The organism is Methanospirillum sp., assembly GCF_035406105.1.
Taxonomy (GTDB): Archaea; Halobacteriota; Methanomicrobia; order Methanomicrobiales; family Methanospirillaceae; genus Methanospirillum.
Genome location: NZ_DAONKG010000127.1, coordinates 1 through 7343 on the forward strand (window position 1 = coordinate 1; position 7343 = coordinate 7343).

The following is a 7343-nucleotide window of genomic DNA, read 5'->3' on the forward strand; positions in this document are numbered from 1 at the left end:
AATCCCTGCCAGGGCAGCCATAGCGACGGCTACTACCAGCATCATACTGTTCATCTGGAATTCTGCCCAGTATCCATACTTCATTGCGGTAAATTTATGGGCCATTTCATGCACAACGAAGGCTATTCCTGCTGTAACAAGGGAGATTATAAAGATCTGTCCGATAATGAACGGATCAAGCCGCTGCCCCCAGACCATCGCAAGGGTAAATGCAGCAGAAAGTGCAAGCCAGGCAACCAGAAGGTCACGTCGTTCATGAGGGGGGATTTTTTCCCATATATACATGGCATACATATGTGTCTCAATAATACAATGGTTTGACGGATACCAGGATTGCCATGTATAGTATTACTTCAGCGGGTTAAACCTGAATAAAAGGTTTTATTACATGGGTTGAAAAAAAGTACATTAGAGCCATGTGTGTAAGGTAGATCGAAACAAGGTAATATCATACTTGATCCCTTATTGCGACAGGAATAGGAGGGATCATAAGTCGAAGATTAGGTCGTTGTTTTGTAGGAATTGAATCCTGATATTATTTATATAAGCTTGAAGAGATTATTCAAACAAACACTATGAGTGATAGATCCCTTAGTTTTGCTCTCTCCAGACACTTAAGCTCATTTTATAACCAATTAAAGATAATTGCTGAAAAGTATCTTTTATAATAAATATTCACAAAATAGTGAATTTGGAATATTCTTATCATATAGCATGGGTTTTTATACCCAATCATGAAAATATTTCTAATTGTAATGATCGCCTGTGTGGCACATTGCAGTTTCGGGCTGTATCAGAATACTTTTTATTTATTGCGTTGGTAAGGGATAGAATATGCGGTTCACCGGTCTGGAAGACTTACTCAAAGCAGAGATATCAGATGATGAGAAACTGAAAATACTGGCATTCCAGTATACAGAGCGTCTGAAAGAGCAGAAACTTCTCCTTGATGCGACACGCATCCTGGGAGATACGTCACTTAGCCTTGAGGATGGGATACACCTGATGCTTCGGGAGATCCCTGATGCGTTTCAGTATCCGGATATCTGTGAAGCATCATTTCATTCTGACACCGTCCACGTTAAGACCGCCGGATATACCAAGACACCCTGGTCTCTTTCGGTTGAGATGACTGCATCTGATGGCCAGGTCTGTGTCCTTGAGGTAGTATACCTTGAAGAGAAACCGATACTGGATGAAGGGCCGTTTTTCAAAGAGGAGCGTGCCCTTATAAATGCTCTTGCTGAAATCATTCTTATTGCCGTCAACCGTGCCATCCTGATGCATGATATAAAACGGAAGGCGCATGAGAGTCAGGTTTTACAACGGAAGGCGGAATTTATCATTCAGAATGCTCCTATCCCGATATTTGAGATAAAACCGGATCTCTCAATTGTGAAGACCAACGCGGCATGCACACAGGTTACAGGAATACCTGCAGAACAACTGCTGAAGATGAATCTCCCTGATATGAAGGCTACAAAACATACAGGGAGGACTGCACATGATGCGATCGCGATGAAGACCGTTCTCTCTGGAGAACTTGAGCTGGACGTTCCTGCCGGGCAAAAAGTGCTTGAGTACCTCTATCTTCCCATTCTGGACGATAATGGCGATGTTTTATCGGTCATTAATTTTTATGTGGATAAGACTGCAGAAAAAACCGCAGTCAGGGATATTATCCAGCTGACACAGGCAGCAAAGGCCGGCCAGCTTGACAAGAGGGTAGATCCTGATAAGTATGAGGGGGATCTGCTCCTGCTTGCAAAAGGGATTAATGATACCCTTGACGCGGTGATTGGTCCGCTGAATGTTGCCGCTGAGTATGTCGACCGTATCTCAAAAGGCGATATTCCCCCGAAGATCACCGACTCGTACAATGGTGATTTCAACGAGATCAAGAACAATCTGAACCAGTGCATTGATGCCGTAAACGCAATGCTCACAGATGCTGGCATGCTGACACAGGCAGCGGTTGAAGGAAGACTGGACACCCGTGCTGATGCAACAAAACACCAGGGTGATTTCAGGAAGATCATTCTGGGTGTGAACGCAACCCTTGATTCGGTTATCGGTCCGGTAAAAGAGGCAATGCGTGTTGCGGAACGGTATGCAAAGGCAGACTTTTCCGCACGAGTTGATGAAAAACTTCATGTAGCCGGAGATTTTATCCTCTTTAAAAACTCACTGAACAACATCGGTCTTTATGTCCAGACTGCCATACAGGAGATCCAGAGAATTTCCAATTTATATGCTGCCGGTAACTTTGCTGCTGAGTTTGACCGGAATATGAAGATCGAGGGCGATCTTGCCCTTCTTAGGGATGCACTGGATACCATCGGGATGAATGTATCAGATGTTCTCAGAGTTATTGCACAGGAGATGGAACAGCTTGCACATCAGGCGGAAATGGCGGGTACCGGAATAGATGATATGAGCAAGGGGGCTGAACTGATCGCAAAGAATGCAGATCAGACCAAGAAGAATGCCGAGCGGAGTGAAGATGGTATCAACCAGGTACTGCAGACCATGGAAGATCTGACCCGGACCATTTCAGAGGTGTCTGCGAATGCAGAACGGGTTGCAGGACTTGCGGTCCAGGCAAATGATCTGGCAAAGCAGGGTATTGGTGCGGCCGGGAAAGCAGAAAAGGGGATGCAGAGTATTACCAAAACCAGTGAAGAGGTTGAGACGATATTCGCTGATATCAGAGCTCAGATGCATGAGATTGGAAAGATTGTGGATCTGATCACTGATATTGCAAACCAGACCAATCTTCTCTCATTAAATGCAGCCATTGAGGCAGCACGTGCCGGAGAAGCGGGGAAAGGGTTTGCCGTGGTAGCCGCGGAGGTCAAATCGCTTGCCCAACGGTCCAGACAGTCCGCAGAGCATATTGCCGATATGATCAGTGATCTCCAGAAGAAGAGTGATGCAGCATCCGGTGCCATGGCAGAAGCAGGCACGGCGGTTGCAGAAGGGAGCGCTGCACTCACGGAGACACTTGGCATTTTTAATACTCTGACAACGTCGGTCGAAGACATTACCAGAAACATGGAGATGGTGGCCAGCGCAACTGAAGAGCAGGCAGCATCATTTGAAGAGATTACGGCAAGTGTCAATGAGATGAGCCTCCTTGTGAAGGATACGGCAAAGGATGCCCTGAACTCATCAGCAACGAGTGAAGAGGCACTTGCGGTGGTTGACCAGATTACCCGGGTCATTAATGAGATTAATCAGGTGGTCAGTACTATTGGAGCGGAGATGAAGAAATTTTCGTACAGATAACAATCGAAAACGATAAATTTTGTCAGATCGTTGAATTCATTTACATGGATCAGTGATTATCATGAGAATAATGGATATGATTTCAAACATACGGATAGGACCGCGTCTGCTTGGTGGTTTTATCATTGTCACTCTCCTGATGGGCCTAGTCGGGGTGATCGGGTTTATCGGTATGAATACTATCAGCACCGGAATGAACAAGGTCTATTCTGACGGAACACTCCCCCTGCTTGATGTCAGTGAGATTGAAACCACACTGAATTCAATCCGTGCCCTGGTATTCCGGAACGTTGCGATACCGGCTGAACGGGCACAGGACTCTAAACGTATGGCAGATGAAATGGCGGTAATTGATGATCGTATCGCCAAACTGAAGTCGGCATCATTATCTTCCGATGTACGTGAGAATCTGACAATATTTGAAGATCAGTGGAATTCCTATAAGTCTGCTGCATTGGAAGTAACCTCCCTGCTTGCTGACGGAAAGACCAATGAAGCCCTGATTTCGATTGCAAGCGGAGGCAGGCATGCAAATGCACGCCGGGCCACGATCGATACGTTTGAAAAATTAAAATCCGGAATCCTCGCGAATGCTGAAAAAATTGCACAGGAAGGCCGGGCTGAAAAAGACCGGACAGTGCCGGTTATGATTGTCCTTGGGATTCTTGCCGTTCTCATTGCTCTTGGATTTGCGGTCGGTGTCACGCGAAGTATCACCATTCCGCTTCGTCAGGTTATGGCGCAGTTTGAACAGATGGGCCAGGGAGTTGTATCCGGTCGTCTTCACCTTACGAGGAAGGATGAGGTTGGAGAGATGGCGGGGATGTTTGACAGGTTCTCTGATTACCTCGAACATGAGGTGGTTGAGACCATGCATCAGATTGCTGCTGGCGATCTTTCTGCCAGACCTGTCGTTCGGAGTTCGGGCGATCAGATTACTCCGGCTCTGATCGCAACGCTCACCTCATTGCAATCGGTCATTCACGAGCTAAAAGAGCTTTCAGAGCGGGCATCTGCCGGAGATCTTACCGTCCGGGGAGATCCAAAAGACCTGGCCGGTTCATATCGTGAGATTATTCTTGGGTTCAATGCAACACTTGAAGCGTTAATAAACCCGCTGACCGGGGCGATCACCTTGTCAAAGCGGTATGCAGATTGTGATTTCACCGCCCGGTTCCCCCATGATATTGTGGTAAAGGGTGACTTCCTTGCCTTCAGACAGGCTCTTGACGCGATCGGGAGTGAGGTATCAAAGGCACTTGAGATTGTCACCCGTCAGATGCATGATCTTGCCGTTCATGCAAATAAGGCGACGGTCGGGATTGATGACGTGAGAAGAGGAGCCGGAATTATCGCCGAAAACGCCGACCAGACCAAACAGAATGCCGAACGTAGTGAAGATGGAATCTCACAGGTCCTCCGTGCCATGGAAGATCTCACCACAACTGTTGCATCAGTCTCTTCCAATGTTGATGCTGTGGCCCGGGCCGGTGCCGAGGCTGATGAGCTCGCACGAAAAGGAATGGAATCTGCGGCCAGTGCCGAAAACGGAATGTTAAGCATCAAGCGCTCATCTGAAGAGGTCGATGTTGTTATTAAGGAGATCCAGTCCCAGATGAACGAGATTACCAAGATCATCGGGATCATTACTGATATATCAGAACAGACGAACCTTCTGGCGCTCAATGCGGCAATTGAGGCAGCACGTGCGGGAGATGCAGGACTTGGGTTTGCGGTGGTCGCCGGTGAGGTAAAAGCACTTGCGAACCAGACCGGTGAATCGGCCCAGAAGATTGCATCCATGATTAGTAATCTTGAAACGCAGAGTATGAAGGCTGTAAGTGCCATGGGACAGGCCGGTTCTGCAATTGACCTTGGTGAACGTGCCCTTAAGGAGACTATCACGGCATTTACCAACCTGACTGAATCAGTCGCAGAGATTAGTCATAATATGACAAGTGTTGCCGGGGCAACCGAAGAGCAGGCCGCCTCATTTGAAGAGATTACTGCAAGTATTAATGAGATGAGCGGACTTGTCAAGAGCACGGCAAAGGATGCCCTGAATTCATCTGCAACTGCGGAAGAAGCACTGGCGGTTGTTGAACAGATAACGACCATTATCAATGAGATAAACGATGTTGTAACGATAACCAACGATGAGATGAAACGGTTTAAAATTTAAATCTCTACCGTCTTTTTTCTATGAGTTATTTCCTGAAACATCCGGGTTTTCGGATCCTATTCCCAATACATAAGAGGTAATAATTCATAAGTACTCACGATGGAACGGCTGGTACCATATGGGATCATGAATTATGCCGAACTCATGCTTAAGAAGACATATTTCATTGATAAAACGGAGTATATCGGAAAGATAGAGTCTATTGCAAATCCGGTATTCCTTCGCCCACGCCGTTTTGGAAAGTCCCTTTTCTGTTCGATGTTTCGGTGTTATTATTATCTTTTACCTTTACCATTGAATACTCCTATCCTTTCGGAAGGAGCGATCTCGAATTTATCGGAAAGTATAGTGAAAAATTTTCCGGGAGACGCTGGATAATTGAATTTAAATATTACTCAAATATCGATTTTCAGAAGTTCCGGTGTAAACCGGATGAGTTTCAGTTGCAAAAGGGAGATATCGAGCAGATATCGGGATATGCAATAGATCTAAAAAAAGGAATGCCCGGAAGCAGATGCATCACTTCATATCATCTCCTGTTTTGGCAATATAGGATACAAGGTATATGATGTGAGTCCGATACTTCAGGAGTGGGGTGGATAATAGGTTATCCGACTTCCCATTTATCGATATTTTTTGTTTCCGGGTTAAATGTAATTCCAATCTCGTAGATCTTTCTTTGATCGGAATGATATTTTTCTGCATATCTCCTTTCTCTGATCTGGGCCAGAGGGCTTGTATCCCTGGAGGTATCAAGGCCGAGTACTTTGAATTCAAAAATCCATATCCCGGTTCTGGTTTTAACGGTGAGATCAATCCTTCCCTTATTTGTAGTGTCTTCAGGAATAATCTCGTACCCCAGACTGGCAAAGTAGGCGTACAGGACAGTGGCATAAAATCCTTCAAATTTCTTTATCTGGTTTTTTCTGTACCAGTCATGAGGGATGGATGCAAAGAATGCATGTATGAGTGATCGCAATTTTTCTGTATCTCCAGACTCAAAAGCCGTCCTGATTATGGGAAGGGGAACCTGTTTTTTTGAATCAAAAAGGAGTAGTATTTGTTTGTTAAATGCCTCCCTGACTTCTCTGTTTGGAAACCCCAGAGTATACCAGGTTCCTTCACTGGCATTGCTTACCCATGACCGGATCGTAAGATATCCTGTCTGAAAAAGGAGCGTCTCTAACCGGATTGTATCAGTATCAAAAGATCCCAGTAACTCCTCACTGGCGATGAGTTCTTCATATTCTGCAGGAAGGCGTGGGTTTTGCTTCCACAGGTTTATGAGAAATGTCGGGGTGCCGGTTTCAAACCAGTGAGCCTTATAAATACCCTGGTCAAAAAGCAGAAGAATGTCAAAGGGATTATAGACTGACTGGCCTGTCCAGCTGTATCCGTTATACCACTCTTTGACCTCATGCTTTTGAAACTGGCAAAGCCATTCTGCAAATACGTCCTCCAGATCCTCCTGTGTGTACCCACAGATTGCTGAATACCGGCGATCAAGCGTAATATCTTTCAGGTTATTCAGTCCTGAGAATATTCCGGTTTTCGAGAACTTTGAGACACCGGTGAGCAGAACAAATTTCAGATAGACGTCAAGTGGTTTTATCGCTCCATAAAAATCTTTTAACAGATCCCTCATATGAGTGGCGAGGTATGAATCACCCAGATTATCCAGGATAGGTTTATCATATTCATCAACAAGTATAACAACCTGTGATTGTGTTTTTTCAGAAATATGGGGGATAAGGGAGAGCAGCCGGTCACCTGGAGAACCTTGTGAAGGTCCAATGGAGTACTTATGTTCCCAGCTATCCAGGATCCTGTGCAGGCGGTTTGTCAGGTCAGATTGACTCCTGAGGGTTCCTCC

Annotated in this window: 5 protein-coding genes and 1 pseudogene; 4 read left to right on the top strand and 2 right to left on the bottom strand. The window is 45.7% G+C overall.

The window, feature by feature from the left end; translation table 11 throughout:
* Nucleotides 1-285: pseudogene (locus PLA23_RS08530) on the bottom strand (peptidase M50); the annotation flags it as partial.
* Nucleotides 286-834: 549 nt separating this feature from the next.
* Between PLA23_RS08530 and PLA23_RS08535 the strand changes: the two are divergent.
* From PLA23_RS08535 to PLA23_RS13805, 4 genes are all read left to right on the top strand, one after another.
* Complete coding sequence (locus PLA23_RS08535) at nt 835-3288, top strand: methyl-accepting chemotaxis protein (RefSeq protein WP_324474864.1); 2454 nt, start codon at nt 835-837, stop codon at nt 3286-3288.
* A gap of 76 nt (nt 3289-3364) precedes the next feature.
* A complete protein-coding gene (locus tag PLA23_RS08540) occupies nt 3365-5470 on the top strand; it encodes a HAMP domain-containing methyl-accepting chemotaxis protein (protein WP_324330094.1) in 2106 nt (701 codons plus the stop codon).
* 126 nt (nt 5471-5596) lie between these two features.
* Complete coding sequence (locus PLA23_RS13800; protein WP_502883613.1) at nt 5597-5848, top strand: AAA family ATPase; 252 nt, start codon at nt 5597-5599, stop codon at nt 5846-5848.
* Nucleotides 5737-6039: a PD-(D/E)XK nuclease domain-containing protein gene (locus PLA23_RS13805; protein ID WP_502883612.1), complete on the top strand. Its 303-nt coding sequence runs from the start codon at nt 5737-5739 to the stop codon at nt 6037-6039. Before PLA23_RS13800 ends, PLA23_RS13805 begins: the two co-directional genes overlap by 112 nt.
* Nucleotides 6040-6077: 38 nt before the next feature.
* Here PLA23_RS13805 and PLA23_RS08545 read toward each other — a convergent pair.
* A partial coding sequence (locus tag PLA23_RS08545) for a PD-(D/E)XK nuclease domain-containing ATP-binding protein (protein ID WP_324474865.1) occupies nt 6078-7343 on the bottom strand: 1266 nt, incomplete at its 5' end.